The following is a 26631-nucleotide window of genomic DNA, read 5'->3' as shown; positions in this document are numbered from 1 at the left end:
CTGTCAGTTGGGGAGTGTTAATCAGGGTCCGTCAGAACACGAAGGAGACCTGATATGACCACGCAACCCATTGTCGTCTGGGCGGAAATTCCAGTGAAAGACCTGAAGACCTCGATCTCGTTCTACGATTCCGTCTTCGGTTATCGGACGGAAATTGACAGCAGTGCCCCTTTCGCGGTGCTCAACGGCTCGACCGCCGGCGTCGGCGCGAACCTGTTTCAGTCCGACGACACCGGCACCCGCGGCAACGTCATCCACTTCGCCGTCGATGGCAGCTGCGAGGCGGCTGCCGACCGCGTGCGCTCCGCCGGGGGGCAGGTGCTGGGCGAGGCTGTCGAGATTCCGGCGGGCCGCTTCATCATGGCGCTCGACCTCGACGGCAACCAGATCGGCCTGTTCCAGCCGCACGCCGCCTGATGCGACGGGCCGACCGCCTGTTCCAGATCGTTCAGTATCTGCGCGGCGGTCGGCTGACCACGGCCCGCAGCCTCGCCGAACGGCTGGAGGTGAGCGAGCGGACGATCTACCGCGACATCGCCGATCTCATCGGCTCCGGCGTCCCCATCGAAGGCGAAGCCGGGGTCGGCTACATCATGCGCGCGGGCTACGACGTTCCGCCGCTCATGTTCACGCAGGCGGAGGTGACGGCGCTCGTCGCAGGTGCGCGCATGGCCCGTGCCTGGGGCGGTCTGGAAATGGCCCGCGCCGCCGAAGAGGCGCTGGTCAAGATCGAAGCGGTGCTGCCGCAGAGCCTTAAGGATCGCGCCGCGCGGGTGCCGATCGAAGCGATGGACTTCCTCTCCGCCGACCCCGTCGACCGCGCCCGGCTCGACCAGTTGGAACATGCCGCTCATGCCCGCCTGCGCGTGCGTTTTCCCTATGAGGACGAGGGCGGGCGGGCGACGACCCGCACGGTGCGCCCGCTTGCGCTGCTCTACTGGGGCAAGGTCTGGACACTGGCGAGCTGGTGCGAGCTTCGTCAGGATTTCCGCATGTTCCGCGTCGACCGTATGGGCGAGGTGAGCGAGGGCGATGTGTTGCCGCTGGAGGCCGACAAGAACCTGAAGGCGTTCTACGACTGCCACCGGGGCCGGCCGCTCGCCTAACTCCCGATCCGCGCCGGATGGGCACAGGCCAGTTCCGGCGTTTCGGCGTCCAGCGTCACATGGGTGATCTCGAACCGGGTGTGGAGCATATCCCGTAGGCGGCCCTTCACACGCGCGATCTGCGGCAACGTCTCGGCGTCGGTCACCAGATGCGCCTCCAGCGACACGACCCGTTCGCTGATCTGCCAGATGTGCAGGTGATGAACACTTGCGACACCTTCGACGGTTTCCATTGCTGCCAAGACCTCATCCGGTTCGATGCCCGGCGGGGTGCCCAGCATGAGGGTGCGGATCACGCCCCGGATTTCGCCGACCGCCATCCACAGGATGTAGCCCGCGATCAGAAGCGTGGCGAGCGGGTCTGCCCAGCTCCACCCGAACGACACGATGAGCAGCCCCGTGACGATGACCCCGACCGAACCCAACGCGTCCGCCACGTTGTGCAGGAACGCCGCGCGGATGTTCACGCTTTCCTTGGACAGCCGATAGGTCAGCCAGGCTGTCACCGCATCGACGATCAGCGCGAAGACCGACACCCAGATCATCAGCCAGCCGCTCACCTCGACGGGTGCGAAGAACCGCTGCACCGCTTCGTAGATCAGGTAAAGGCCGATCACGATCAGGGTCGTCAGGTTGATGAGCGCGGCGACGAGTTCCGCCCGTTTGTAGCCGAAGGTCATGGTCGCGTCGGTCGGTCGCCGCCCGATCCGCCGCGCGAACCACGCGATGCCAAGGCTCGCCGCATCGGACAGGTTGTGCACCGCATCCGCGATCAGCGCGACCGAACCGGACAGGAGCCCCCCGACGATCTCGGCCACGGTCAGCGCGACGTTGACGCCGACCGCCGCCGCGACGGCGCGGTCGCCCGCGTCGGGGTCTACGTGATGGTGGCCGTGGGCGTGATCGTGGGGCATGGCATTCTCCGTTTGCCCACCCTAAATAATTCCTCTAGCGACTAGAGGTTCAAGAGGTAATTTTCATGTATTCGATTGGTGAACTCAGCCATGCCACCGGGGTCAAGGTGCCGACGATCCGGTATTACGAGGGCGTCGGGCTGATCGAGGCCGACGAGCGGACCGAGGGGAACCAGCGCAGGTATTCCCGCGCCGGGCTGGAGCGTCTGGGGTTCATCCGCCACGCGCGCGACCTGGGCCTGTCGCTCGATGCGATCCGGGCCTTGGTCGCGCTGGACCCTGCCAATCATGCCGAGACTCACGACATTGCCGAGACCCACCTGTCGGACATCCGCGCCCGGATCGCGCGTCTCAGGCGGCTGGAGGCGGAACTTCTGCGGATCGTCGAGGCCTGCGACGGAGGGCCGGGGCACGACTGCAATATCCTCGAAGCGTTCGGGGATCATCGGCAGTGCGATCACGAGCATTGAAAGGTTAACGGTCGGGTGCGCCGGCGGATTGGTATCGGGTTAAGGTGCGGAAATCGCGGCAAAAATTGACGCGCTAAGGATACTAGAATCCTAGTATTCTAGTATCCTGACGCCACGCGAAACCCGGGCGACCACAACGCCACCCGCGCCCTCTCAGCTTTCCTCGATCGACCAGCCCCCGTCGATGATAAGCGTTTGCCCCGTCGTCCACGCCCCCGCGCGGGAGGAAAAGAACAGCGCCGCCCCCGCGATATCGTCCGGCTCGCCCAGCCGTTTCAGCGCATAGGAGGCCGACACCTGTTTCTCGCGCTCCGGGTCCTCGTAAAGCGCGCGGGCAAAGTCGGTCTTCACCACCGCCGGTGCGATCCCGTTCACCCGGATGTTGTCGGGGCCGTATGCGCTCGCCAGATTGCGCACGATCTGGGTGTCGGCGGCCTTGGTCACCGCGTAGATACCCAGCATCTTCGACCCCTTGAAGGCCGCGATGGACGACACGATCACGATCGCGCCGCCGCCCTTGGCCTGCATCCCCGGCACCACGCGCTTGGCAAGCTGCATGTTCGCCCGGATATTCACCGCGATGGTCTTGTCGAACGCATCGTCGGGCGTGTCGAGGAACGGGCCCATATAGGGGTTCACCGCCGCGTTCAGCACCAGAATATCCGCCGGTCCCAACTGCGCTTCGGTCTCGGCCACCAGCCTGTCGAGGTCTTCGTCCTTCGACACGTTGGCCGGGATCGCCACCGCTTTCCCGCCGCCCCGCGCGTTCACCTCAGCCGCGACCGCGTCGCAAACATCGGCCTTGCGGGACGAGATCACTACGTTCGCCCCGGCCTCGGCCAGGGCGAAGGCGATGGCCTTGCCGATCCCCTTGGTCGACCCCGTGACGATGGCGGTCTGGCCCGTCAGATCGAACAGCGAATGCATCACGCGATCTTCACGATCTGCTTGCCGAAATTGCCGCCCTTCAGCATCGACATGAACGCCTCCGGCGCGTTCTCCAGCCCCTCGGCCACGTCCTCGGTGAATTTGATGGTGCCGTTCGCGACAAGTGGCGCAACCTCGCCCAGAAACTCGTTCAGCCGGTGCCAGCCGTCGGTGATGATGAAGCCCTCGACCTTCAGCCGGTTCACCAGAATGGTGCGCCACGCGCGCGGCAACTGGTCCTTGCCGGGACCATCGCCCATCCCCAGACCGCCCAGATCGTACCACGCGATCATGCCGCAGACGGGGATGCGCCCGAAGGTGTTCATGTTGGGCAGCACGCCCTCGAGCACCTTGCCGCCCACGTTCTCGAAATAGATGTCGACCCCGTCCGGGCAGGCCTCTGCAATCGCCTTGCGCATCTCTTTCCCGTCGGCATAGGCGCGGTGATCCAGACACTCGTCGAACCCGAAATGCTCGACGGCATGGCGGCATTTGTCCGGGCCGCCCGCGACGCCCACGGCGCGCAGACCCAGATGCTTGGCGTATTGCCCGACCATCGACCCCACGGGTCCGGTGGCGGCGGCGACCACGACCGTTTCGCCCGCCTTGGGTTTGCCGATATCGGTCAGCCCGTGCCAGCCGGTGAACCCCGGCATCCCCAGAACGCCCAGCGCGGCGGTCGGCGGCACACCCTGCGGCACTTTGGTCAAAGCCTTGGCGCTCATCACCGCGTGGTCGCACCATCCGGTCATGCCGAAGACCACGTCGCCCTCGGCGAACCCGTCGGCGTTCGAGGCGATGACCTCGCCCACCGTGCCGCCCTCCATGACCGCGTCGACCTCGACCGGGGCGGCATAGCTTTTCGCATCGTCCATCCGTCCCCGCATGTAGGGGTCGAGCGACAGGGCGGTCACCCGCACCACCACCTCGCCCGCCTTGGGGTCGGGGACTTCGTAATCTTCGAGCCGGAAGTTCTCCGGCGTGACTTCGCCCTTCGGCCTTTTGGCCAGAACGATCCGTTTTGCGGTGACAGACATTTGTGCTTTCCTTCCTCCCGAGTCTTGCGGATACTTGGCTTTGAAACAGAGTTTCGCAAGGTAAAACGCCACGTAAACCAAGGTGCCGCACGAGCGCCGGGCGTGGCAACCGAAAGGGAGGAGCCTCATGCAAGGCATGATGATGAATCGGCCGTTGTCGATCATTTCTATTCTGGATTACGCCGCCGAAGCGCATCCCGACGCCGGAATGGTGTCGGTGCGGACCGAAGGCGACACGCACCGCGCCACATACCGGGAAACCTACAAAAGGGTCGGCCAGCTTGCCCACGCCCTTCATGCGCTGGGAATCGAACAGGGCGACCGCGTCGCGACGCTCGCATGGAACGGCCACCGTCATTTCGAACTTTACTATGCGATCTCGGGCATGGGGGCGGTCTGCCACACGATCAACCCGCGCCTCTCGGCCGAGCAGATGATCTACATCGTGAATCATGCCGAGGATAAGGTGATCTTCGTCGATACCACCTTCCTCCCGATCATCGCGGCGTTGCGCGACCAGCTTCCGAAGGATCTGCGCGTCGTGGTGATGACCGACCACGATCACATGCCCGACACGCCGCTCGACGTTCTGATCTACGAGAACCTGATCGACGGACAGAAAACCACCTACGACTGGCCGGAGCTTGATGAGAACACCGCCGCCGCGCTCTGTTACACCTCCGGGACGACCGGCAACCCCAAGGGCGCGCTCTATTCACATCGCTCGACCGTGCTGCACGCGCTAATGGTCGCCGCCGTCATGGGCGGTGCGCTGGGGCAGGGGACGAATGTCCTGCCCGTGGTGCCGCTTTTCCACGTCAACGCTTGGGGTCTGCCCTATGCCGGGCCGATCCTCGGCATCAACCTTATCATGCCCGGCCCCGGTCTGGACGGGCCGAGCGTGTTCAAGCTGATGGATCAGGAAAAGGTCTACTCCGCCTGGGGTGTGCCGACGGTCTGGATGGGCCTGCTGGGCGAGATCGAGAAGCTAGGCCGCGCGCCCGAAGGGTTCGGCGACGTGGTGATCGGCGGGTCCGCCGCCCCGCGCCCGATGATCGAGAAATTCGAAAAGCTGGGGATCAACGTCAACCACGCTTGGGGCATGACCGAAATGTCGCCCATCGGCACGCATGGGGTCCAGCCGCCCAAGGTCCGCGACCTGCCATTCGACGAGATGATCGACGTGAAATCCCGGCAGGGCCGCCGGGTCTATGGCGTGGAACTCAAGATCGTGGACGAGGACGGCAACCGTCAGCCCCACGACGGCAAGGCCATCGGCGAGCTTTACGTGCGCGGCAATGCCATCGTCGCGGGCTACTTCAAGAACGAGGAAGCCAGCGCCAAGGCCATCGACGCCGAGGGTTGGTTCGGCACCGGCGACGTGGCCAGCATCGACGACAACGGCTACCTGACCATTCAGGACCGCGCCAAGGACCTCATCAAATCGGGCGGCGAGTGGATTTCCTCCATCGACCTCGAAAGCGCCGCGCTTTCCCACCCCGGCATCGCCAACTGCGCAGCCATCGGCGTGGCCCACCCGAAATGGGACGAACGCCCGGTGCTGGTCGCCGTGGCGGCACGGGATGAGCGCCCGTCGCTGGACGAGATCCGGGATACGATGGAGCCGCACTTCGCCAAATGGCAACTCCCCGACGACGTGATCTGGGTCGAAGAACTCCCGCTCACCGCGACCGGCAAAGTGTCGAAGCTGAACCTGCGCAAGCAGCTGGCGGATTATAAGCACCCCGAGGTGGCCTGAGGGGCGGCGGACGCCCTCGCGGGGGACTGCGGGGGCGGGGTTTTGGTTTCTGATGTCGGAAGTGCTTGAATCATTTGCCCTTCGACGCACCTGCTCATTCATCGCTGAGACTGCGAGAACGCTTCGCAGAAGAACGCGGAGCGGACGTTCGCAGCGGCTTCAACGTACGTCCGCTCTTGGCCGGGACAGGTCATGCTTGGCGCTAAGTTCGAGTTGTGGCCATTAGCCGGGAGTGTCGAGTGACTGTCGATCGGACTCTGCTAATAAAAGAGATCACCGTCTGCGCAATTCTTGCGTATTTCGCAAAAAACATAGGCCAGCAAGGGAGGTGCCATTGCGCCCCCCTCTTTTCAGGCTGCACTCATGACCTGATCTTCGACGCGAACCTCGATCAAGCCATTTGCGCACTCAGCGTCAATAGCTTGAATGAACGCATGGACCCGTTTGCTTTTTACCGGGAAGGCTAGGGTGTGCCATACGCCGCAACGCATCTTCGCTTTGGTGAAGCCAGAGGCCAAAGAAAACCCACCCATTTCGTCTATGAAGGCCCGTGTCACTGCGTAAACCCGGGTTTCGGTCTCTTGGCGGCCCCGGGTTAGCGGCGGAAAGCGTATTGCGATTGTGTAATGTGATTGGCGGGGGACTTGTAGTTTTCCACCCGGCTTGCGGCGATAGGTTCTAAATTGAACTACTTTGGCCATAGATCGGCTCCGTTAAGAAGAGCCACATCACCCGCCGGAACTTAAAAAATAGGCCGACACTCCACCAAGGTGGGTAATGCGGCCCGGGTTGCATCCGAGGTTCCTGTTCGAGGCATCAAACACGGTTTGGTACCAAGGGGAATTATGATGGTGGAGTTTGCCACCGCCCATTGGTCGACCATATCAAAACACACGGGGCACCACAAGCCGCGGCTTGAGCGCTCGGTTTTAGGGTTTTAAGACTTCCAAGCATGTGGGTAACCGGGGTAGCGGACTGCCGGCTCTACGTGTTGCCGGCGTTGCTCCAGTAGGCATTGCTGGCCCGTTCGCCAGCGACCGGTTTGAAGAAGCCGTGCCAATGCTAAAGTGATCCTCTCGAGGTCAGCTTCGGGCCGATCGCGACGACCGCAACAATGCTGAAACTGCTCAGCTTCGTAGGACCATTGCAGCCACTTTTGGCCCCCCAAACGCCCCCCGGTTGACCCACCCCACCGCCCTATGCCACCCACACCCCTTTCACCAAGCCCCCGGCCCGCGCCGGGCCAAGCCGAAGGAAGGACACATGCCTCTCACCCTGCGCCGCAACCGCGCCCGCGATCTCGCCCCTCTGGAACAGATGCTGCCCGACGCGGATATCCCGCTCCTCAATCCCAATGCGAAAGTCCCGTTCGACGAGATGGAGTGGCAGCGCAAATGGCTGGGCGAGGGGCAGGACGTGTCGTTCTATCTCGAGGATGACGCGGGCCGGGACGTCGGCTTTTTCGCCCTGCGCGAAGGGATCGGGCCTGAAGTGCGCCACCTCACTTACGTCTATCTGGTGGAAGAGGCGCGCGGCGGGGCGGCGGCGGAACTGAACGAACGGGTCGAACAGGCGGCGCTGGACCTTGGCGCGCTGACCCTGACGCTGAAGGTCGAGTTGGACAACGCGCCCGCGCTCAACGCCTATCTGTCCGCCGGGTACGAGGAACTGTCGCGCCGTCACGGCATGGCGACCATGCGGCTCGACCTCGAAGGGCGCCACCCCACCTAGCCCGGCGTTTCGTCCGCCTTCTGCGCCAGCGCGTTCACCTCACCGATGAACGACGCAAGCCCGCCCATCGGCGTCATCTCGGCCTCCACCTGCCGTTGCGCCGTGGCCCAAGCGGCGGCACCCGCGGCCAGCCGCGCCTCGCCGTCCTCCGTCAGTGCCAGCACCGACTTGCGCTTGTCGCGCGGGTGGGGCGCGCTGGCGATCAGACCGTCGCGCTCCAGCGGTTTGATCCCGCGTGACGCGGCGGACTGGTCCATCTCCATGTAATCCGCGATCTTCTGCACGGTCGGGGTCCGCAGCCCTTTGACCCATGCGAGCATGGCGAGTTGCGAGATCGTCAGACCCCGCTCGGCCAGCGCCGCATCGTACAGCCGGACCATCCGGCGCGAGGCGCGGCGCACGGCAAGGCAATAGCAGTTCCCGGTCAAAAGCTCCGCCAGTTCCGGCGTCATGTCCTCGGACAGGTCTGTGCTCATGCCGTTACGTCCTCATTGACTCGATGCATATGCATGTGATCCGATGCATATGCATCTATTTGGAGATTAGGCCATGTTCGACGAAGTGCCAAGACCCGACATCAACGCTGGCCCCGCCGACATGGGCAAGCTCATCGGTATGTCCGGGCTCGACATCATGCGCGCCACGATGGCGGGCGAGATCGCCGCGCCGACCATCGCGGAGACGATGAATTTCTGGATCCATCAGGCGGACGAAGGCATGGCCGAGTTCCGGGGCGAACCCACGACCGCCCATATGAACCCGCTCGGCACCGTGCACGGCGGCTGGGCGATGGCGCTGCTCGACAGTGTTCTGGGCTGCGCCGTCCACACGACCTGCGCGCCGGGCGAGGGGTTCGTGTCGATGGACACCTGCGTCAAATTCGTGCGGCCCATGATGCCCGGCACCGGGCAGGTCCGCGCCATCGCCACCGTGCAGACGCGCGGCAAACGGGTCGCGAATGTCGAGGGGCGGGTGGAAAGCCGCGACGGCAAGGTCATCGCGCTCGGCACCTCCACCTGTTTCATCCAACCGATCGGCGGCTAGGCCCCCTTCTCCTTCCCTTGAGGGGAGCCTGTCCACCGGAGGGCGGCGCTCGTGCGCGCCGCCCTTTCGGTTGCGCCCCCGCGCGTGGCGGGGCAGGGTCGCGCCATGTGGTTTCAGAAGCCCTTTTTTGCGTGGATCGCCATTGGCGCGATGGGTCTGCTGGCACTCGCCGCCAGTGTCGACCTGAGCTTCATCAAGGCTTTGCCTGAGGCCCCGGCGCTCCCCGACTCGATCCTGCGCCTTCTGATGGTCACGCAACCCTTCGTGCTCATGGCCGCAGGCACCGCTTTGGGCGTGCTCCTGTCGGACAAGGTGGGCCTGACCTCATGGCTGACCGCCCGGTTGCGCGGCGAACCCGCGCGCTTTCCGTCGCGGGTCCTGCCTGTCGTGTCGGGCCTCGTCGGCGGCATCCTGATCGCGCTGGCGGATCGGTGGTTCTACCATGTCTACAGCGGCGGCGAGACGCCGGGCACGGCTCTGCCGACCCTGATGCAAGGGCTGGCGGCGATCACCTATGGCGGGATCGTCGAGGAACTGATGCTGCGATACGGGCTGCTGACGCTCATGTTCTGGGCCGCGTGGAAACTGTCGGGCCGTGTGCCCGGTTCGGTCCTTGGCACCATGCTCGTCATCGTCGTGGCCCTGCTCTTCGGCCTCGGCCATCTGCCCGCGATGGCCGCGACGGCCCCGCTGGATGCCGCCATCGCGATCCGCACCATCCTGCTCAACGCCGTGCTCGGTGTGCTTTACGGCCTGTTCTACTGGAAACGCGGGCTCGAGGCCGGGATGATGGCGCACATGGCCTCCCACCCCGGTCTGTGGACCGGTCTCAGCCTGTTCTAATAGGAATAGGCGCCGTAGATCTTCGACAAATCGCCATTCCAGTCGCCATGGTAATGCGCCAGCAACTCGTCCGCCGGCGTGCGCCCATCCTCGACACTGTCTTCGAGCGTATTGAGGAAATGCCGCTCGTCGGGGATCATCCCGCCCGACGCGGGCCGCGCGCGTGCTTTCAGGCCCGCGCGTGAAATCTCCAGCGCCTGCGCCGCAAGATCCTTCATCCTGATCGACCCGACGACGGCATCCAGCGCGTCCTCCGATGCGGCCACCCTAAGCGCCTCACGGGTCTCCGCATCCCAGCCCTTGACCAGATCCCACGCCGCATCCAGCGCCGACTGGTCGTACATCAGCCCGGTCCAGAACGCGGGCAGTGCACAGATCCGCCGCCACGGGCCACCGTCGGCCCCGCGCATCTCCATGAACTTCTTGATCCGCGCCTCGGGGAAAATCGTCGTCAGATGATCGGCCCAGTCCGAAAGCGTCGGTACTTCGCCCGGCAGGGCAGGCAGCTCACCCTTCAGGAAATCGCGGAACGACTGACCTAGGGCGTCGATATACTTTCCATCGCGGTAGACGAAATACATCGGCACATCGAGCGCATAGTCCACGTAGCGTTCGAACCCCATGCCGTCCTCGAACACGAAAGGCAGCATCCCGGTGCGCGCATCGTCCAGCCCGCGCCAGACCCGCGAGCGCCAGCTTTTGTGACCGTTGGGCTTGCCGTCGAAGAAGGGCGAATTGGCGAACAGCGCCGTCGCGACCGGCTGCAACGCCAGCGCCACCCGGAACTTCTGCACCATGTCGGCCTCGGACGCGAAGTCGAGGTTCACCTGAACCGTGCAGGTCCGGTACATCATCTGCGTGCCGTGGGTGCCGACGCGGCCCATGTAGTCGGTCATCAGCCGGTAACGCCCCTTGGGCATCATCGGCATGTCTTCGTGCGACCATTCGGGCGCGGCGCCCAGACCGATGAATCCGGCCCCGATGCGGTCGGCAATGTCCTGAACCTCGCGCAGGTGCTCGTTCACCTCGTCGCAGGTCTGGTGGATCGTCTCAAGCGGCGCGCCGGAAAGCTCCAACTGCCCGCCCGGCTCCAGCGACACGTTCGCGCCGTCCTTCTCCAGCCCGATCAGGTTGCCGCCCTCTTCGACCGGCGCCCAGCCATAGGTGTCGCGCAGACCCTCCAGCATCGCACGGATCGACCGTTCCCCGTCGTAGGGAAGGGGTTTGAGCGTGTCCTTGCAATAGCCGAACTTCTCGTGCTCGGTGCCGATCCGCCAGTCGTCCTTGGGCTTGCACCCCGCCTCGAGATAGCCCGCGAGCTGGGATTGGTCGGTGATCGGCCCGCCGCCGGACTGGGGAATGGACATGAAACGCTGCCTCTGAACTGTCTCGGAGTTTACGAGTGTTCGATTGCGCGGGGGGTGTCAACGCCCGCCGGGCCCTTTCGCCAGATCGTGACGGGGGTCTCGGGCGGTTGGTTCAGCGCGCGGATGGCGGTTTCGATCCGGGCGCCGGGCAGCGCGGTGAGCACGTCGAACACCGCGCGCGCCCCTTCTGCGGCGGCGGGAACGGACAGCCGTTCGCCGGCCATGTCGAAGCGCCAGAACGCGCCGCCCGCACGGCTCGCCACCACCGACACCTGTGTCAGCGCGTCGAGCGCCGCGATGCCCCCGCCGACCGGGGCGAGGTAGGTGATCTGGCGCTCGTCCACCTCGACCACGCCAAGCCCGCCCGATCCCGTGCGAAACCGGGCGCGCTGAAAGCCGGTCCACAGAAACACGGCCCCCAGCAGCATGACGGCGCCGCCGATCCACGGCATCAGCCCGACGCCCGCCAGCACCCAGCGCAGCCCGGCCAGCGCCACCGCCGCACCGATCAGAACATCACGCCAGCGCGCCAATCCGTTCAGGGCTTCGGGCCGCAGGAAACTCATGCCGCCACCTTCAGCGCGGTGCGCAGGATGACGAGCGTATAGACCCCGATGCGCTGAAACCCGATGGCCTCGTAGGCGCGGCAGGCCGCCTCGCCCGAGGCGAACAGGATCGCCTCGCGCACGCCCGCTTGGCGCACCTCGATCAGATGCCGCCCGACGGCGGTCCGGGCATATCCCCGTCCGCGCAACTCGGGCGGTGTATAGACCCCGCCGATCTGCACCATGTCCGGCAGTTCCGCGTTGAAGGCGGTCATCGCGACGGGCCTGTCGCCCTCCATCAGGATGCGGCCATAACCCTCGGCGATCATGCGTTCCGTCCGCGCCACCGCTTCGGCGGCATTGTCCGGCCCGTCGTCAGCGCCCAGCGTTTCGATGGTATAGGCCGCTTTCCAGCGGGTCAGGAGCGACAGGTCCGCCGACACCGTCGGGCGAAGGGTCTGGGGGCCGAGGGCGCCCTCGTCCAGCCTGTCCAGCGACAGCCGAAAATGCGGCTCGTCCCGGTCGAGCGCGAAATCCGCGCCCGCGAAATCGAACACCGCCCGCGCGGCCTCGACCTGATCCTTGGCACCATTCAGCCCGATCACCTCGCGCCCCGCGATAGCGCGGGCGAATCCCCGCCAGTCGCGGCCTTGCCCCATCACGAACCCGGCGTTCGAAATGCCGAACACCCCGGTCACCGCCTCCTCGCCTTCGACGTAATAGGCGGTGCCGTGCGGATGCGTCCGGTTCATCAGGCCGTGGCGCGCAAGATTCGCGCGCAGGAACATCGTCGTCGCCGCGTGATCGGACAGGAACGCCTCGATTGCGGGAATATCGGTGGCGAGGGCGGGCCGCATCACCAGTCCCCCAACGCGCTTTGCCAAAGGGTCATCGCCGCCACCGCCGCCGTATCGGCACGCAGGATGCGCGGGCCGAGGCTGACGGGCACCGCACTTTCCATGCCGTGCAGGCGTTTGCGCTCGGCATCCGAAAACCCGCCTTCCGGCCCGATCAGGATCGCCCAGGGCGCGCCGGCCTCGCCGCTCAGGGGCTTGTTCTCACCCACAAGCGCCTCGTCACAAAACATCAGGCGCCGCGCCCCGTCCCAGTCGGCCAGCAAGCGGTCCAGCTTTTCCGGCTCCGCCACTTCCGGCACGAACGTCCCGCCGCATTGCTCGGCGGCCTCGACCGCATGGGCCTGCAACCGATCCACCCGCACCCGCTCGGAGTTCGTGAAGTCCGTCAGCACCGGCACGATCCGCGAGGCCCCCATCTCGGCGGCCTTTTCCACGATGAAATCCGTGCGCGCCTTCTTGATCGGCGCGAACATCAGCCAAAGGTCGGGCGGGTCCAGCTGCAGCGCGGCCTGACCCAGACAGGTCAGCACCCCGTTTCGCTTGCCCGCGTGGCTGACCTCGGCGGTCCACTCGCCATCGCGCCCGTTGAACAGCGCCACGCGGTCGCCCACCGCCTGCCGCATCACGCCGAACAGGTAATGCGCCTTGTCGCGTTCGAGGGGAATGGTTTGCCCTTCGCGCAGGGGCTCGTCTACAAAGAGCCGGATTTTGGCACGCTCGATCATGGGGGCACGTTATGGCGACAGGCAACGGGACGCCAGAGGCAGCGAACGGCAGCGGCACGGTCGCCGACGCCTATACCGGCAACTGGGTCGACAGGTATGCGCCCGCACCCCTGCGCCCCTATTTCCGCCTCAGCCGTCTGGACCGACCGATCGGCACATGGCTCTTGCTGCTGCCGTGCTGGTGGGGGCTGCTCTTGGGCATGGGCTTCGACGGGCGTGTGAGCTGGCATGACCTCTGGATCGCCGTGGGCTGCGCCATCGGGGCCACGCTCATGCGCGGCGCGGGCTGCACCTGGAACGACATCACCGACCGCCACATCGACGGCTCGGTCGCGCGCACCCGGTCCCGCCCGATTCCCTCGGGCGCGGTGAGCGTGCCTCAGGCGCTGGCGTGGCTCGTGGTGCAGGCGCTGATCGCCTTCTTCATCCTCATCACCTTCGACACGGCGGCCATCATCCTCGGCATCGTCGCGCTCGCCCCGGTGGCGATCTACCCCTTCGCCAAACGGTTTACGTGGTGGCCGCAGATCTTCTTGGGCATCGCCTTCAATTGGGGCGCCCTCCTTGCGTTCGCCGCACACACCGGCACGCTCGCCTGGCCCGCCGTCGCGCTCTATCTCGCCGGCATGGCATGGACGCTGTTTTACGACACGATCTATGCCCATCAGGACAAAGAGGACGACGCGCTGATCGGGGTGAAATCCACCGCACGGCTCTTCGGCGACAATACGCCGCGCTGGCTGCTTGCCTTTCTGGTGGGCTGCGTCGCGCTGATGACGCTGGCCATCATCACCGCTTATCTGCCCGGTCAAAGCCCGCTGGCGCTGGTCGTGGCGCTTGCCGCGCCCTGGGCGATGGGTTGGCACCTGTCCTGGCAGATGCGCAAACTCGAGATGGACGACCCCGACACCTGCCTCATGCTTTTCCGCTCGAATAGGAATGCCGGGCTGATCCCTGTGCCGTTTCTTGCCGTCGCACTTTTCCTTTGATTGCACCTCGCGGGAAACAGCCCTAATGAAGCCTGCAACGTCATAACGGATACCATCCTGCCGGCATGAAATTCTCCAAAGTCCTGATCATTCCCGGGGTTTTCCTTTTCGCGGCCCTGCTTGCGCTGGTGGCGGCGTTCAGTTCCGTGAACGTGATCGAGCGGGTGTCCAAGGCTGCGGTCGAACAGGCCCTGATCCTCGGCGGGCAGGACTGGGCGAATGTCCATACCGACGGTCTGCAACTCGTGCTGTCGGGCATGGCCCCCACCGAATCCGACCGGTTCCGCGCGATCTCCATCGCCGGGGGTGAGGTCGATTCCAGCCGCGTTATCGACCAGATGGAGGTGCCGAACGCCGCCGGGATCGAACCGCCGCGCTTTTCGGTCGAGATCCTGCGCAACGATGGCGGCATTTCGATGATCGGGCTCATTCCGAACGCCACCGACCGCGAGGCGCTGAATGCCCGCGTGCGCCGGATCGCGCCGGAAAAGAACGTGGCCGACCTTCTCGAAACCGCCGATTACGACGTGCCCGAGAACTGGTCCTCGGCGCTCGACTTCGCGCTCGTCGCGCTCGAACGTCTGCCGCGCGCCAAGATTTCGATGGATGCCTCGCGCGTGACGATCGAGGCGATTGCCGACAGCGCCGAACAGCGCACGACATGGGAACGCGATCTTGCACGCGCCGCACCGGGCGGTCTGCGGGTGGCGATGAACATCTCGGCCCCTCGGCCCGTCATCACGCCCTTCACGACCCGGTTCGTCATCGACGATCAGGGCGCGCGCTTCGATGCCTGCACGGCCGGGACCGAGGCGGGGCGGGTCAAGATCGTCGCCGCCGGGATCGCATCGGGCGTCAAGGGGCGCCCGACCTGCACCATCGGCCTTGGCGTGCCCTCGCCCGACTGGCCGGACGCGGTGTCGCGCGGCGTGCGCGCCGTGCGTGAACTGGGCGCGGGAACGATCACCTTCTCGGACGCCGACGTGACCCTGGTCGCGCCCGCGAGTGTCGAGCAGCAGAATTTCGACCGCGTGGTGGGAGAGCTCGAAGCCGATCTGCCCGATGTCTTTTCGCTCCACTCCACCAAGACACAGGCCGAATCCACCGAAGGTGAGGGGCGGCCCGAATTTTCCGCAACCCTCAGCCCGGAAGGGCAGGTCCAGCTTCGCGGTCGTCTTGGCGACGAACAGCAACGCACGATCACCGAAAGCGTCGCCCGCGCGCGCTTCGGGATGGACAAGGTCTATATGGCGGCGCGTCTGGACGAGAACCTGCCGCGCGGCTGGTCCGTGCGCGTCCTCGCCGCGGTCGAGGCGCTGTCTTACCTCGACAACGGGGTGGCCATCGTCCAGCCCGAACTGGTGGAACTGCGCGGCAAGACCGGCGACCCGAATGCCAACGCCGAGATTTCGCGCCTGCTCTCGGAAAAGCTGGGCGAGGCGCAGGATTACCGCGTGAACGTCAGCTATGACGAGGCGCTCGACCCCATCGCATCGCTGCCTTCGCCCGAGGAATGCGTCGCCATGATTAACGAGACCATCGCGGGCTCCAAGATCACCTTCGCGCCCGGGTCGGTCGAGATCGAAGCTTCGGCGGCTGCGACCATCGACAAGATCGCCGATGTTCTGCGCGACTGTGCCGAGGTGCCGATGGAGATCGGCGGTCACACCGACAGCCAAGGCTCGGAAGAACTCAACAAGGCCCTGTCGCAGCAGCGCGCGAATTCGGTTCTGAACGCGCTGCTCGCCCGTCGCATCCTCACCTCCAACATCGTCGCCCACGGCTATGGCGAAGAGGTGCCGATTGCCGACAACGACACCGAAGCGGGGCGCGAGGCCAACCGCCGCATCGAATTCCGGCTCATCTCACAGCGCGAGCTCGATGGCGAACCGCTGATCGAAGGCACGCCCTATGACGGGCCGCTGGGCGACATTCGCCCCCGCCCGCGCCCGACCGCCGCCGACGCGGAGGACACCGCAGAGGCCGACGAGACCGGCGACGAAGGCGTGCCGCCGGAGGACGAGGAATACGTCGCCGGCGACGACGGGCCGCCCGAAGGCATGGATGCCGAAACGGCGGCCGCCCTTGCGCCCGAGGACGACGTCGAAGACGCGGCAGCCGAGGGAGCGGCGGAGCCGACGGGCGACGAGGAACCCGCCCCCGAAACCGCCGAAACCGAGCCGGGCACGGATGAAACGGACGACGGCGCGACGCAGGCGGAAGAAGTGGCCGAGACCACCGAGGGCGAAGACCCTGACGCGGCGGACGAGGCCGCATCGGCGGACGAAGAAACCACGAACGAGACCGCGGCCAACGCGGCGGACGAGACTCCCGGGGAAGGGGTTGACGAAACCACAGAGACTGAGACAGTCAGCGAAGAAGCGTTGTCGCCACCGACCGTGGTGCACCCGGAGCTGGAAGGGGTCCGCGCCCCGCCCAGACCGGAGCGCGAGGGATAGGGACACATGAACAGAGCCGAGTTCATCATCGTCACGGCGATCATTCTTTTCATAGCATTTGCGCTCGGGTGGTTCGCCCATTGGCTCATCCACAGATTCACGCGGGTCTCCGGCGCCGAGATGGGCGAACTCGACCGCATGGCACAGGCGCTTCATGACGCCGAAGAGACGCGGGATCAGGCGATCACCTACCTCCAGCAACGCGAAGCGGAACTGTCGAACCAGCAGCACCAGACCGAGGCCGAGCTGCGCGCGGCGATGGACGGTCTGCGCGCCGCCCGGCAGGAGGCCGAGGAGCTGCGCGCCTATATCGAGCGGATGAACGCGGGATGAGATCCCGCCTCGCGAGCTTTGCACATGCGCTCGCGGGTCTGGCTCACATCATGATGCGCGAACCCAACGCGCGGATTCACCTGCTGGCCACCGCCATTGCCCTGGGGGCGGCGATTTGGCTGGGCCTAGACGGCGACGACTGACGCTGGATCGTCGCCATGATCGCGCTGGTCTGGATCGCCGGGATTCTGAACACCGCGCTCGAAACCCTTGCCGACACCCTGCACCCCGCGCAGGCCGAAGGGATCCGCATTGCGAAAGATCTGGCGGCGGGGGCGGTCCTCGTGGCTGCGATCACGGCGGTCTTTGTCGGCCTCCTCACCTTTTGGCCGTATCTGTTCCAATAGCGCCTTCGTTGGGTCGCGCCTGAAACGCGCGAAAGCTTGGGTCACGAAATGCTCTGCGATGCCCGGCGCACAGGCCGCCCGCGCGACGGTGCCGAACGCCCGCGTCGGCGGCAGCGCATCGGTGACCGGGTGGCCCGCGCCCGGCATCGGCACCAGTCGCGGCGCGACGAAGCCCCGGGCGACCTCGGCAGCATGGCGCGCGTCGAACGGCAGGGTCGGGTCGAACAGAACCACGCAGGCCGCATCCGACGGCGGGGTGTGGCGGATGACATGATCCGCCTCGCAGGCGAAGACCGGGTCGGCCAGATCCTGCGGGAACCGACGATCCCCGATGGCATGATCCAGCGGCAGGTCGGGGCGGCAGGTGGTTTGCGGAGACACGAACAAAGCCTGCGTCAGCGGCACCGCCCGCGATACGGCGAAAAGCCCGAAGCCGCCCATCGAAAACCCAAGCCCGGCCCGCACCGGAAAATGCGCGGCGACCCCCGCGAGCGTCGTCAGAAGCGGGGCTAGGTCGGGCGCGAGGAACCAATCGTTCCGGGCCGTCGAGACGTGGATGTGCGTGAACCCCCGCGTGGTGAACGGCGCGCCGGAGGGCGGCGGGGCCATGCCGCGCCGATCACGCCGCCAATGGTCGAAGGTGAACATGACGCGCTCGGACGATTGCCCGGTCATCGTGGCACGCAATGCCCCGGAGGAATAAACTATTCGCGTCGACATGGGCGCCATGATTGCGCCACAGAGCTTGAGATTCGGTGAACGTCACCAGCGCGACAGCGCGTCCTCGTCCTCGTCCTTGGCGGCGACCCATTCGGCGCCGTCAGGCCCGAACTCTTTTTTCCAGAACGGCGCGCGGGACTTGAGGTAATCCATCAGGAACTCCGCCGCCTCAAACGCCGCGACCCGGTGGCGGCTGGCCGTGGCGACCATCATGATCCGTTCGCCGGGGGCGAGGCTGCCGTAGCGGTGGATCACCAGCGCATCGTCCAGCGACCAGCGCTCCATCGCCTGATTTACGATGCCCGAAATCGCCTTCTCGGTCATGCCGGGATAATGCTCGATCTCCATCCGGGTCATGCCGCCGGTGTCGCGCACGATGCCGGTGAAGGTCACGACCGCGCCCGTGTCGGTGCGCCCCTTGGCGAAACGCTCGGCCTCGTCACCCAGTGAGAACGGCTCGGACTGCACCCGGATCATCGGCATGTCAGCCGCCCGTCATCGGAGGGAAAAACGCCACCTCGCGCACGCCCGCAAGCGGCGCGTCGAAATCGGAGAGCTCCTGATCCAGTGCCACGCGCAGGGCGGACAGGTCGGCGAAGGCCGCCTCGTATCGCGGTTCGCGGGCCTTCAATTCCTCGACCAGCTCGGCCACGGTCGCGGCCTCGGTCGCCACTGTTTCGCGCGGCTCGCCGATCCGCTCACGGACCCAAGCGAAATACATCACGTCAAGCATCGTCAGCCTCCTTCAGGAACGGCCAGGCCTTGCGGAAGTAGTCCCAGCCGGAAATCGCGGTGAGCAGCGCGGCGATCCACAAGAGAATGACGCCCGCGTTGCCCGACCAGATCATCCCGGTCGTCTTCCAGCCAAGGCCAAGGTGATCGGTCACCTCGCCGTCGAGGATCTGATCGAACAACTCGTCATCCATGCCGAAGCTCTGCATCCCCACGTAATGCTCGAACACGCCTTTGGCGAAGAGGAGCGTGAGCGCGACCATCTGAACCGTTGTCTTCCACTTGCCGATCTGCGTGACCTTGAGCGCGCGGGCCTTGTCCCCCAGCGCCTCGCGAAGGCCCGAGACGAAGACCTCGCGGAAGATGATGATGCCCGAGGGCAGCACGATCCAGACGGCGAGGCCGGAGTAGGCGGCGATGACGAGTAGCGCGGTAAGGACGAGCGCCTTGTCCGCGATCGGGTCCATCGTCGCACCGAACTTCGATTCCTGGCTCCACGCGCGGGCGAGGTAGCCGTCGACGTAATCCGTGACGGCGGCCACGATGAACACGATCAGCGCGTACCAGTCCGCCCAGGGGCGGGCGAAGAACAGGAACATGATCGGCAGGAGCGGAACCGCGATCAGGCGTCCGATGGTGAGGATATTGGGGATCGTCCATCTCATGATGGAAGGTGTATCGCGGGGCAGGGCCGGGGGGAAGGAGGCTTTCGTCCCGGGCTTGCGCCCGGGCCGACCCGTGCGAGGGGCGCTGCCCCTCGCGCTCCCCGAAGTATTTTTGAAACAGAGAAGGGGAAAGGGCACCCGAAGGGGCGGACAAATGACGCAGCAGTGGCGACCTCCACGGATGTATGTTCGGCCAGATGGGGCCAATGTGATCGCGGGCCGCGCGGCGCCGGAACGCGCGACGCATTAAGTCGTTGTTAATATGGAAAAAACCTTACCCATGGGGAAGGTTCCGTCATCCATTCTCATGAAAATGCCCGTAGATCGTTTCCGCCAGCGAGGCGGAGATTCCCTTGACGGCCCTAAGGTCCGAAAGCGACGCGGTCGTGACGGCCTTGGCCGAGCCGAAATGTGCGAGCAGCGCCTTTTTCCGGCCCGCGCCGACGCCGGGCACGTCGTCCAGCGGGTTGGCGCTGATCGCCTTGGTCCGTTTGGCGCGGTGGGTGCCGATGGCGAAGCGGTGCGCCTCGTCCCGCATCCGTTGCACGAAATAGAGCACGGGGTCGTTGCGTTTGAGCGCGAAGGGGCGCTGTTTGGGCCTGTGGAATTCCTCTTTCCCGTGGTCGCGGTCCACACCTTTGGCGACGCCGATCATCGCGATGTCCTCGACCCCCAGATCCTCCATGATCTCGTTCACCGCCGAGACCTGCCCCGCACCGCCGTCGATCAGCAGCAGATCGGGCCAGGCGTCGCTTTCGCGGTCCGGGTCTTCCTTGAGCAGGCGCTTGAAGCGGCGGGTCAGAACCTCTTTCATCATGCCGAAGTCGTCGCCGGGCGTCAGGTCTTCGCCCTTGATGTTGAACTTGCGGTACTGGCTTTTCATGAAGCCCTCGGGCCCGGCGACGATCATCCCGCCGACCGCGTGCGCGCCTTGAATGTGGGAGTTGTCGTAGACCTCGATCCGTTTCGGCGCTTCGTCCAGATCGAACGCTTCGGCGAGGCCCGCGAGCAGTTTCGCCTGCGTCGCCGTTTCCGCCATCTTGCGCCCGAGCGACTCGCGGGCGTTGCGGGCGGCATTGGACACCAGTTCCATCTTTTCGCCCCGCTGCGGCACTTCGATCGCGACCTTGCGGCCCAGCTTCTCGGCCAGCGCCTCGGACATCAGCTCGCGCTCTTCGATGTCGTGCGAGAGCAGGAGAAGGCGCGCGGGCTCCTTCTGATCGTAGAACTGGCCGATGAAGCCGCGCAGCACCTCGGCCTCGTCCGCGCCCGCGCCGGTGCGGGGGTAAAAGTCGCGGTTGCCCCAGTTCTGGTTCGCGCGGATGAAGAACACCTGCACGCAGGCCTGCCCCCCTTCCATGTGGAGCGCGATCACGTCGGCCTCGGTCACGCCGCGCGGGTTGATGCCTTGCGACGACTGCACCTTGGTCAGCGCCGCGATCCGGTCGCGCAGAACGGCCGCGCGTTCGAACTCCATCGCCTCAGAAGCTTCCTGCATCTCGGCGGCCAGTTCCGACTGCACCTTCGTGGTCTTGCCCGACAGGAACCGTTCGGCGTCGCCCACCAGTTCGCCGTAGCCCTCTTCCGAGATCTTGCCGACGCAGGGACCGGCACAGCGTTTGATCTGGTAAAGCAGGCAGGGCCGGGTGCGGCTTTCGAACATGCTGTCCGAGCAGTTGCGCAGGAGGAACACCTTTTGCAACTGGTTCAGCGTGCGGTTCACCGCGTCGGCGCTGGCGAAGGGGCCGTAATAGGCGCCCTTGGTCTTCTTCGCGCCGCGGTGCTTTCTGATCTGCGGGTAAGGATGGTCCTTGGTGACCAGAATGTTCGGAAAGGACTTGTCGTCGCGCAGGAGCACGTTGAAGTGCGGCTTCAATTGTTTGATTAGGTTCTGCTCGAGCAGCAGCGCCTCGGTCTCGGTCCGGGTGGTGAGGAACATCATGCTCGCCGTCTGCGAGATCATGCGCGCGATCCGGGCCGAGTGGCCGGTGCGGTTCGCATAGTTCGTGACGCGGTTCTTCAGGCTTTTGGCCTTGCCGACGTAAAGCACGCGCCCCGTCTCATCCAGCATCCGGTAGACGCCGGGGGAATTGTCGAGTTGCTTGACGTAACGTGCGATCAGGGCATGACCGCGAAGCCCGTCGATCCCCATTTCTGTTGGTGCTGACTCACTCATCCTGACTGCTCGCTGATTCCCGTTTTGGCTGCAATGATAGCGTGGCGGCGACAAGAGGAAACACGTCCACAGAATCTGGGGATAAGTCCGTGGAAGAAAACCTGTTCCGCGGAATATTTCCTTGTTTCACAGGTGTTACATTGGGCTGCCTAAAAAATAGGCACCATTTCAACCTACTGAAATTAAATAGAAAAATTGTTAAGAGAATGTAAATCCATGAAAACACACAATTTTCCATGTGTAATTTATGCAAGTCGACTCGCCCGTGCACAACTTCTCCGGGTCTCGTTTCCGGGGGCCTTGATCGAAGTCAATCGCGGCCCTGAATCTCGGGTGTTTTCCAGCCCAGATGTTGCCCGCCATCTACCGCGATCATCTGCCCGCTGACCGCCGGGGCGTCGAGGAAATACCCAAGCGCGCCAGTGATATCGGAGGGGTTCGCACCGCGTTCGAGAACCGTGTTCGCGCGCTGATGGGCGAAGGCCTCGTCGCTCTGGTTCGCACCCTGAAGCGTGGGGCCGGGGCCGATGCCGTTCACGCGGATGCGCGGGGCAAGGGCGCGGGCGGCGGTCTGGGTGAAGGCCCACAGGCCCATCTTGGCGATGGTGTAGGTCATGAAGTAGGGGGTGAGCTTTTTCACCCTCTGGTCGATCATGTTCACGACGAGGCCGGTGGCGATCGGTTCGCCATTCTCGTCGGTGCCCGCGTCGGGGGCCTGCGCGGCAAACGCCTGCGTCAGGAAGAAGGGCGCGCGCAGGTTCGATCCGATGTGCTTGTCCCAGCTTTCCGCCGTTGCGGTTTCGATGTCGTCGTCTTCGAAGATCGACGCGTTGTTCACGAGCACCGTCAGTTGTCCGATCGCGCGGGCTGCGGCAGGGACGAGCGTCTCGACCTCTTCCGGGTTCAGAAGGTCGGCCTGAACGACCTCGGCGCGCACGCCCAGCGCACGGCAGGCTTCGGCCGTCTCCTGCGCGCCCTCTTGAGAGCCTGCGTAGTGCACGGCGACATCATAGCCGCGTTCGGCAAGGTAGATCGCCATGGCACGCCCCAGACGAGTGCCTGCACCTGTCACCAACGCCCCGCTCATGCGCCCAGCACCACGAAGACGTAGAGCGCGTAGAGCACGCAGAAGGCGGCGCCCCAGACGCGGCCCATGTGCCAGCCCCGGAAGACGAAGGGCGCGATCAGGATCGACGCGGCGAGCATCACCCAGATGTCGAAGCGCAGCATCTCGGGATCGACCGGGATCTTGCCGACCAGCGCCGCGACGCCGATGATGCCCAGAAGGTTGAACATGTTCGAGCCGATGACGTTGCCCAGCGCCACGTCCGCCTGACGGCGATAGGCGGCCATCACGGTGGTGGCGAGTTCAGGCAGCGATGTGCCGACCGCCACCAGCGTCAGCCCGATCACGGTTTCCGACACGCCGATGGACAGCGCGATGTTTGTCGAGCTTTCGACAAGCAGGTCCGCGCCCAAGGGCAGACCGATCAGGCCGAGGATCAGGTAAAGCGCGATCTTCCACTTGGGCAGGTCGGGGTCGGCGCCCTCGAGCTCCTCGTCGTCCTCGAGCTGGTTCTCGTCGATCTCCTTGCCCTTGGCGGCAGCGGCGGCGACCACCTCGCGCCGGTGCTTCATCGCGGCGCGCCCGGCATGGATCAGCATGAAGGCAAGACCGGCGAGCAGGATCAGACCCTGCCACCAGCCGAATTGCCCGCTCGTGGCCAGCGCCATGAACAGCACCGTCCCCGCGAGCATCATCACGTAGTTATGGCGGCTGTCGCAATCCTTGGTCGCAAGGCCCGTGAGCAGGGCGGGGACGCCGAGGACGAGCAGGATGTTGGCCGTGTTCGACCCCACGACGTTGCCGAGGGCAAGGCCCGGCACGCCTTCGAGGATGGCCTGCACCGAGATCAGAAGCTCCGGCGCCGAGGTGCCGAAGGCGACAACGGTGAGCGACACGATCAGGGCGGGAATACCAAGCCTGAGGGCAAGGTTCACCGCGCCTTTGACGAGGCTGTCACCGGCGAGAAGCAGGATGACCAGACCAAGGGCCGCATACAGAAAATCGACGATCATGAATGACCACACTCGCAAGGGCCCTTGCCCAGACGTGGCCTGCCGCACTTCGGACATTTGGCCCGCGTCAGCTTGTCGGCCCCCGGAATGCGCAGGCGCCCGAACATGGCGAGCACGAGCATCAGGATCAGGAAGAGCGAGACGATCTTGATCATGTCAGAGACCGAACCGCGCCCATGCCGCCCGATCCTCGACCGAGGCGATGGCGTCTTCGGCGATCTGCGCGCCGAACCGTTTGAACAGCGATTTCTTCGGGCCGAGGACGGCGAACTTCACGTCCTTGCCGAACTTTTCCTTCATGAACGGGACGAGGTGGCCGATACCATCGGCAAGGCCAAGGTCGACAGCCTTTTGCCCGACCCAGAATTCCCCGGTGAAAAGCGACGGATCGTCGGCCAGCTTGTCTTTGCGGGCGGTTTTGACATGTTCGATGAACGCCTCGTGAATTTCGCTGCCCACCGCCTTGATGCGCTCGACGTCCTTGGGGTCTTCCGGCTTGAACGGGTCGAGTTGCGACTTCGACTCGCCCGAGGTGTAGACCCGGCGTTCGATGCCGTGCTTGGCGATGAACTCATGCGCGCCGAAGCTGGCCATGATGACGCCGATGGAGCCGAGGATCGAGGACCGGTCGGCATAGATCTCATCCGCCGCACAGGCGAGCCAGTAGCCGCCCGAGGCCGCCGCATCCTCGACGAAGGCGTAGACCGGCACCTCTTTCTCGTCCGCGAGCCGCCGGATGCGGGCCGCGATGAGCGAGGATTGCACGGGGCTGCCGCCGGGGGAGTTGATCGACAGCGCCACCGCCTTGGGTTTGCGGCGGAACGCCCGTTCGATCGGTCCGGCCATCGCGACATCGTTCAACTGACCACGCGTGCCTGTGGAAATGGACCCATGGAGGCGGATCACCGCGACCGTGGGGTCGGGCGTCATGAAAGGAATAAAGCGCTTCATAGGGGTCGATGTAGAGGCGCGACAGGGGGGCTACAAGGCCAGCGGGCGATGATTGTCGCCCCCCTGTGGCAATGACGTCGGGTTCGTCAGGTCCGCAGTTTCCAGCCGGTGCGGAAGATCGCGGTGATGACCGCAAGACAGGCGACCAGCACGACCCCGATGGCGACCAGCGAGATGCCGACGGGAACGTCGGACATGGCGAAGAACGACCAGCGGAAACCCGAGACGAGGTAGACCACGGGGTTGAACAGCGCCACCGTCTGCCATGCCTCCGGCAACATCGAGATCGAGTAGAAGGCGCCGCCAAGGAAGACGAGCGGGGTGATGACCAGCATCGGGATCAGGTTCACCTGTTCGAAGTTGTCCGCCCAGATGCCGATGATGAACCCGAAGAGCGAGAAGGTCACGCAGGTCAGGATCATGAAGGCGAGCATCGCAAGCGGATGCGCGATCTGAAGGTCCACGAAGAAGGACGCCGTGCCCAAGATGATGAGCCCGATCATCAAGGCCTTGGTCGCCGCCGCCCCGACATAGCCCATGACGATTTCGGGGACCGAGACGGGGGCCGAAAGCACTTCGTATATCGTGCCGACGAACTTCGGGAAGTAGATGCCGAGCGCGGCGTTCGACACCGACTGCATGAGCATCTGAAGCATCATCAGACCCGGCACGATGAAGGCGCCATAGGCGATGCCTTCGACCGTGTCGATCCGGCTGCCGATGGCGGTGCCGAAGACGACGAAGTAAAGCGAGGTCGAAACGACCGGGCTGATGACCGACTGACCGATGGAGCGGAACGTCCGCGCCATTTCGAACCGGTAGATTGCTGCGACCGCGTGCCAGTTCATGCCGCGTCCTCCGTTTCTTCTTCTTTCTGCTTGGCGACGAGATCGACGAAGATGTCTTCGAGCGAGCTTTGACGGGTGGACAGGTCGGACATGGTCAGCCCGGCCTTGCGCACCTCGGCCAGCAGATCGGTGATCCCGGTCTTCTCGGCGGCGGTGTCGTAGGAATAGTAAAGCGTGCGGCCGTCCTCGCCCAAGGTCACGCCGCGATCCACGAGTGCCGGGGGAATGGCGTCGACGGGCTTGTCGAGTTCGATCTCCAACATCTTTTTCCCGAAGGATTTCATCAGCGTCTCGGTCTCTTCGACCAGCAGAAGCTCACCTTTCGAGATGACGCCGACGCGATCCGCCATCGCCTCGGCCTCTTCGATGTAATGGGTGGTGAGGATGATCGTGACGCCGGATTTCTTGAGTTCCGACATGACCGCCCACATCTCTTTGCGCAGTTCGACATCCACGCCGGCGGTCGGCTCGTCGAGGAACAGGATGCGCGGCTCGTGGCTGAGCGCCTTGGCGATCATCACCCGGCGTTTCATGCCGCCCGACAGCTCGCGGATGCGGTTGTCCTTCTTGTCCCACAGCGTCAGATCCCTGAGGATCTGCTCGACATAGGCATCGTTCTTGCCCTTGCCGAACAGGCGGCGCGAATGCTTCACGTTCGGCTCGACCTTCTCGAAGATCTCGATCGACATTTCCTGCGGGACCAGACCGATCAGCTTGCGGGCCTCGCGGAAGTCCTTGGAAATGTCGTGGCCGCCGACCGTGACCGAGCCGCCGGTGGCGCGCGCCAGTCCGCAGATGATGGAAATCAGCGTGGTCTTGCCCGCGCCGTTCGGGCCGAGCAGGGCCAGAACCTCGCCCTCCTGGATATCCAGATCGACGCCCTTGAGCGCCTGAAATCCGTTGTCATATGTTTTTTGCAGGTTCTTGACGGAAATGATCGGTGCCATTGGGCCCCTCCTGTTTGCGCTCACGGAACCTATGTCGTTTGGCGGCCGCTCGCCACCCCC

At 64.9% G+C, this 26631-nt stretch carries 31 protein-coding genes; 11 read left to right on the top strand and 20 right to left on the bottom strand.

The annotated features are described in order from the left end of the window. Positions 1-54: 54 nt before the first annotated feature. Both FCT00_RS16255 and FCT00_RS16250 read left to right on the top strand, forming a co-directional pair. On the top strand, positions 55-417 hold the full coding sequence (locus tag FCT00_RS16255; protein WP_138423847.1) for a VOC family protein: 363 nt from the start codon (positions 55-57) through the stop codon (positions 415-417). Further along, positions 417-1106, top strand: coding sequence for a helix-turn-helix transcriptional regulator (locus tag FCT00_RS16250; RefSeq protein WP_138423846.1), 690 nt, complete (start codon positions 417-419; stop codon positions 1104-1106). Before FCT00_RS16255 ends, FCT00_RS16250 begins: the two co-directional genes overlap by 1 nt. Here the strand turns inward: FCT00_RS16250 and FCT00_RS16245 are convergent. Further along, the gene (locus FCT00_RS16245) at positions 1103-2020 is read right to left on the bottom strand and encodes a cation diffusion facilitator family transporter (RefSeq protein WP_138423845.1); all 918 of its coding nucleotides are present in this window, start codon (positions 2018-2020) and stop codon (positions 1103-1105) included. The genes FCT00_RS16250 and FCT00_RS16245 overlap by 4 nt on opposite strands. 65 nt (positions 2021-2085) lie before the next feature. On the opposite strand from FCT00_RS16245, the gene FCT00_RS16240 reads away from it, so the two are divergent. After that, positions 2086-2490 (top strand): MerR family transcriptional regulator, encoded by a 405-nt coding sequence (locus FCT00_RS16240; protein WP_008331241.1) that lies wholly within the window; start codon positions 2086-2088, stop codon positions 2488-2490. A 153-nt stretch (positions 2491-2643) separates the two neighbouring features. Here the strand turns inward: FCT00_RS16240 and FCT00_RS16235 are convergent, their stop codons facing one another. Both FCT00_RS16235 and FCT00_RS16230 read right to left on the bottom strand, forming a co-directional pair. After that, on the bottom strand, positions 2644-3417 hold the full coding sequence (locus FCT00_RS16235) for an SDR family NAD(P)-dependent oxidoreductase (protein WP_138423844.1): 774 nt from the start codon (positions 3415-3417) through the stop codon (positions 2644-2646). Further along, positions 3417-4454, bottom strand: coding sequence for an NADP-dependent oxidoreductase (locus tag FCT00_RS16230; RefSeq protein WP_138423843.1), 1038 nt, complete (start codon positions 4452-4454; stop codon positions 3417-3419). Before FCT00_RS16230 ends, FCT00_RS16235 begins: the two co-directional genes overlap by 1 nt. A gap of 127 nt (positions 4455-4581) precedes the next feature. Between FCT00_RS16230 and FCT00_RS16225 the strand changes: the two genes are divergently transcribed. Then, positions 4582-6213 carry a long-chain fatty acid--CoA ligase gene (locus FCT00_RS16225; RefSeq protein WP_138423842.1) on the top strand — a complete coding sequence of 544 codons (1632 nt, stop codon included), beginning with the start codon at positions 4582-4584 and terminating at the stop codon, positions 6211-6213. Positions 6214-6563: 350 nt separating this feature from the next. Here the strand turns inward: FCT00_RS16225 and FCT00_RS16220 are convergent, their stop codons facing one another. After that, a complete protein-coding gene (locus FCT00_RS16220; RefSeq protein WP_138423841.1) occupies positions 6564-6914 on the bottom strand; it encodes a hypothetical protein in 351 nt (116 codons plus the stop codon). A 562-nt stretch (positions 6915-7476) separates the two neighbouring features. On the opposite strand from FCT00_RS16220, the gene FCT00_RS16215 reads away from it, so the two are divergent. Then, entirely contained in the window at positions 7477-7944 is a 468-nt protein-coding gene (locus FCT00_RS16215; RefSeq protein WP_138423840.1) for a GNAT family N-acetyltransferase, read from the top strand. Here the strand turns inward: FCT00_RS16215 and FCT00_RS16210 are convergent. Then, positions 7941-8420, bottom strand: coding sequence for a MarR family winged helix-turn-helix transcriptional regulator (locus FCT00_RS16210; RefSeq protein WP_138423839.1), 480 nt, complete (start codon positions 8418-8420; stop codon positions 7941-7943). The genes FCT00_RS16215 and FCT00_RS16210 overlap by 4 nt on opposite strands. Before the next feature lie 73 nt (positions 8421-8493). On the opposite strand from FCT00_RS16210, the gene FCT00_RS16205 reads away from it, so the two are divergent. Together FCT00_RS16205 and FCT00_RS16200 are read left to right on the top strand one after the other, a co-directional pair. Continuing rightward, positions 8494-8988, top strand: coding sequence for a PaaI family thioesterase (locus tag FCT00_RS16205; protein WP_008331217.1), 495 nt, complete (start codon positions 8494-8496; stop codon positions 8986-8988). Positions 8989-9093: 105 nt separating this feature from the next. Then, complete coding sequence (locus tag FCT00_RS16200) at positions 9094-9831, top strand: CPBP family glutamic-type intramembrane protease (protein ID WP_138423838.1); 738 nt, start codon at positions 9094-9096, stop codon at positions 9829-9831. On the opposite strand, the gene FCT00_RS16195 is transcribed toward FCT00_RS16200, so the two are convergent. From FCT00_RS16195 to FCT00_RS16180, 4 genes are read right to left on the bottom strand one after another with little or no spacing between them, the layout of a single operon-like run. Beyond that, the gene (locus FCT00_RS16195) at positions 9828-11198 is read right to left on the bottom strand and encodes a glutamate--cysteine ligase (RefSeq protein ID WP_138423837.1); all 1371 of its coding nucleotides are present in this window, start codon (positions 11196-11198) and stop codon (positions 9828-9830) included. The genes FCT00_RS16200 and FCT00_RS16195 overlap by 4 nt on opposite strands. Before the next feature lie 29 nt (positions 11199-11227). Further along, the gene (locus FCT00_RS16190; RefSeq protein ID WP_138423836.1) at positions 11228-11764 is read right to left on the bottom strand and encodes a hypothetical protein; all 537 of its coding nucleotides are present in this window, start codon (positions 11762-11764) and stop codon (positions 11228-11230) included. Further along, positions 11761-12600, bottom strand: coding sequence for a GNAT family N-acetyltransferase (locus FCT00_RS16185; RefSeq protein WP_138423835.1), 840 nt, complete (start codon positions 12598-12600; stop codon positions 11761-11763). The genes FCT00_RS16190 and FCT00_RS16185 overlap by 4 nt, the downstream gene beginning before the upstream one ends. After that, entirely contained in the window at positions 12600-13325 is a 726-nt protein-coding gene (locus tag FCT00_RS16180) for a 16S rRNA (uracil(1498)-N(3))-methyltransferase (protein ID WP_138423834.1), read from the bottom strand. The genes FCT00_RS16185 and FCT00_RS16180 overlap by 1 nt, the downstream gene beginning before the upstream one ends. 11 nt (positions 13326-13336) lie before the next feature. Here FCT00_RS16180 and ubiA point away from each other — a divergent pair, with 11 nt between their 5' ends. The 4 genes from ubiA (at position 13337) to FCT00_RS21520 (ending at position 17249) form a co-directional block, all read left to right on the top strand. Then, the gene (gene ubiA / locus FCT00_RS16175) at positions 13337-14314 is read left to right on the top strand and encodes a 4-hydroxybenzoate octaprenyltransferase (protein WP_138423833.1); all 978 of its coding nucleotides are present in this window, start codon (positions 13337-13339) and stop codon (positions 14312-14314) included. 65 nt (positions 14315-14379) lie between these two features. Beyond that, positions 14380-16773: an OmpA family protein gene (locus FCT00_RS16170; protein WP_138423832.1), complete on the top strand. Its 2394-nt coding sequence runs from the start codon at positions 14380-14382 to the stop codon at positions 16771-16773. A 6-nt stretch (positions 16774-16779) separates the two neighbouring features. Continuing rightward, positions 16780-17106 (top strand): hypothetical protein, encoded by a 327-nt coding sequence (locus FCT00_RS16165; protein WP_008331196.1) that lies wholly within the window; start codon positions 16780-16782, stop codon positions 17104-17106. After that, positions 17103-17249: a diacylglycerol kinase gene (locus tag FCT00_RS21520; RefSeq protein WP_171043022.1), complete on the top strand. Its 147-nt coding sequence runs from the start codon at positions 17103-17105 to the stop codon at positions 17247-17249. Before FCT00_RS16165 ends, FCT00_RS21520 begins: the two co-directional genes overlap by 4 nt. Here the strand turns inward: FCT00_RS21520 and FCT00_RS21855 are convergent. The 11 genes from FCT00_RS21855 to FCT00_RS16110 form a co-directional block, all read right to left on the bottom strand. Then, on the bottom strand, positions 17232-18173 hold the full coding sequence (locus tag FCT00_RS21855; protein ID WP_235889121.1) for a hypothetical protein: 942 nt from the start codon (positions 18171-18173) through the stop codon (positions 17232-17234). The two genes, FCT00_RS21520 and FCT00_RS21855, sit on opposite strands and share 18 nt — an antisense overlap. A 42-nt stretch (positions 18174-18215) precedes the next feature. Next, a complete protein-coding gene (locus FCT00_RS16150; protein ID WP_138423829.1) occupies positions 18216-18656 on the bottom strand; it encodes a molybdenum cofactor biosynthesis protein MoaE in 441 nt (146 codons plus the stop codon). A 1-nt stretch (position 18657) separates the two neighbouring features. Beyond that, entirely contained in the window at positions 18658-18906 is a 249-nt protein-coding gene (moaD, locus tag FCT00_RS16145) for a molybdopterin converting factor subunit 1 (RefSeq protein ID WP_138423828.1), read from the bottom strand. After that, entirely contained in the window at positions 18899-19570 is a 672-nt protein-coding gene (gene pgsA, locus FCT00_RS16140; protein WP_138423827.1) for a CDP-diacylglycerol--glycerol-3-phosphate 3-phosphatidyltransferase, read from the bottom strand. Before pgsA ends, moaD begins: the two co-directional genes overlap by 8 nt. A 295-nt stretch (positions 19571-19865) precedes the next feature. Continuing rightward, positions 19866-21722, bottom strand: a complete 1857-nt coding sequence (uvrC, locus tag FCT00_RS16135; RefSeq protein ID WP_138423926.1) for an excinuclease ABC subunit UvrC — start codon at positions 21720-21722, stop codon at positions 19866-19868. A 334-nt stretch (positions 21723-22056) separates the two neighbouring features. After that, complete coding sequence (locus FCT00_RS16130; RefSeq protein ID WP_138423826.1) at positions 22057-22833, bottom strand: SDR family oxidoreductase; 777 nt, start codon at positions 22831-22833, stop codon at positions 22057-22059. Further along, positions 22830-23825: a calcium/sodium antiporter gene (locus FCT00_RS16125; protein ID WP_138423825.1), complete on the bottom strand. Its 996-nt coding sequence runs from the start codon at positions 23823-23825 to the stop codon at positions 22830-22832. The genes FCT00_RS16130 and FCT00_RS16125 overlap by 4 nt, the downstream gene beginning before the upstream one ends. Next, complete coding sequence (locus FCT00_RS21510; RefSeq protein WP_008331187.1) at positions 23822-23980, bottom strand: hypothetical protein; 159 nt, start codon at positions 23978-23980, stop codon at positions 23822-23824. Before FCT00_RS21510 ends, FCT00_RS16125 begins: the two co-directional genes overlap by 4 nt. Before the next feature lies 1 nt (position 23981). Further along, complete coding sequence (locus FCT00_RS16120; protein WP_138423824.1) at positions 23982-24776, bottom strand: S49 family peptidase; 795 nt, start codon at positions 24774-24776, stop codon at positions 23982-23984. 86 nt (positions 24777-24862) lie between these two features. Then, on the bottom strand, positions 24863-25624 hold the full coding sequence (locus FCT00_RS16115; RefSeq protein ID WP_138423823.1) for an ABC transporter permease: 762 nt from the start codon (positions 25622-25624) through the stop codon (positions 24863-24865). Next, positions 25621-26571 (bottom strand): ABC transporter ATP-binding protein, encoded by a 951-nt coding sequence (locus FCT00_RS16110; protein ID WP_138423822.1) that lies wholly within the window; start codon positions 26569-26571, stop codon positions 25621-25623. Before FCT00_RS16110 ends, FCT00_RS16115 begins: the two co-directional genes overlap by 4 nt. Between the last annotated feature and the right edge of the window lie 60 nt (positions 26572-26631).

Source organism: Maritimibacter alexandrii (assembly GCF_005871115.1).
GTDB classification, from domain to species: Bacteria; Pseudomonadota; Alphaproteobacteria; order Rhodobacterales; family Rhodobacteraceae; genus Maritimibacter; species Maritimibacter alkaliphilus.
This window is presented reverse-complemented; position numbering and strand designations above follow the sequence as displayed.